Genomic DNA, 1,204 nt, shown 5'->3' with positions numbered 1-1,204 from the left:
TCGCAGTATTTGGTGCAATATCCATTAGCGTGCGAATAGATTGTCGTGCTTTATCCATCGAATAACTTTCCAATGCCTCACTTATAGCAAAGAGAAAGACGACGACAGCTCCTTCTCCACATTCACCGATAATAGCAGCACCAATCACGGCAATGGTCATCAATGTTTTCATATCAAATTGAAGTTTTGTTAAATTGACCAATCCTACTTTAATGAGATTGTAACCACCTATTAAGATTGATAATCCGAAAATAAAGATGGTTTGATTACTCTCTTCATCATATATTACTGAAGATATGTATCCCAGAAGAAGGAGTAACGCAGAAATAAACGTCCTTTGATTCTCTCTTTTTTTCCAGAACGACTCTCTTTTCTCTTGTACTTTCTGGTTTGCCGGAACTACTTTAATACCATTAAATGCACCTGCTTTTTCTAATTCTTCTATCGAAGCATTCCCGAGAACAGTCAGTTTTGAGGCACCAAAGTTTAACTGTACATCGTTGACCGTTTCGATATCCCGTATGTTCTTTTCAAACTTGGCAGCACAATTTGTACAAGATAGTCCCTGCAATCTGTATACATTTTTGTCTTCACTCATTTGTTCCAACCTTCTTTCGAATGATCAAGTGCAATACGAACCAACTGTAGGACGTGATTGTCGACAACTGAATAAAAAACGAGTTTTCCTTCTTTTCGATATTTAGCTAATCCCATATCACGTAAATAGCGTAAATGATGAGAGGCAGTAGCTGTCGAAGTTCCAATAATATTTGCCACGTCGCAAACACACAGTTCTTTTTCAATGGTCAATGCATAAGTGATTTTTAATCTTGTTGCATCAGAAAGTGCTTTAAATATTAACTCGACATTGTTGATTTCTTCAATTCTAGGTTTAACTCGCTTTATTACATCTGTATCAAAACAAGTCGTTTCACATATATCTTTTGGACTTGTTTTCACTAATTTAGTCATTATACTCACCTCATTCAAATATCTGTTTGATTGTTATTGTTAGTGTATGCAAGGGACAGTAAATTGTCAATAATGATATTCAAATGTTTGTTTGAATATGGAAGTTTTCTTGTTACAATCATGGAAAGAGACATTAGGAGGATTTAGAGTTGAAAAAATTAATCATCTTAACATTATTATTTCTTTTTATATTTAGTCCTTCTGCATTGGGACATTCTGGACTTTCAAGTTC

Annotated in this window: 2 protein-coding genes; both read right to left on the bottom strand. The window is 34.7% G+C overall.

Annotated elements, in window-relative coordinates:
- Positions 1-598, bottom strand: a 598-nt coding sequence (locus AC1DSB_RS19680) for a cation transporter (RefSeq protein WP_477587465.1), incomplete at its 3' end; no start/stop codon positions are given.
- Complete coding sequence (locus tag AC1DSB_RS19675; RefSeq protein ID WP_016427019.1) at positions 595-972, bottom strand: ArsR/SmtB family transcription factor; 378 nt, start codon at positions 970-972, stop codon at positions 595-597. The genes AC1DSB_RS19675 and AC1DSB_RS19680, both read right to left, overlap by 4 nt.
- Between the last annotated feature and the right edge of the window lie 232 nt (positions 973-1,204).

Source organism: Paenisporosarcina sp. P4_E4_2 (assembly GCF_056401595.1).
This window is presented reverse-complemented; position numbering and strand designations above follow the sequence as displayed.

What these genes read in the sequence shown, in the direction of transcription:
- AC1DSB_RS19675 (WP_016427019.1), bottom strand. Translation starts at nt 972, where the DNA reads ATGACTAAATTAGTGAAAACAAGTCCAAAAGATATATGTGAAACGACT.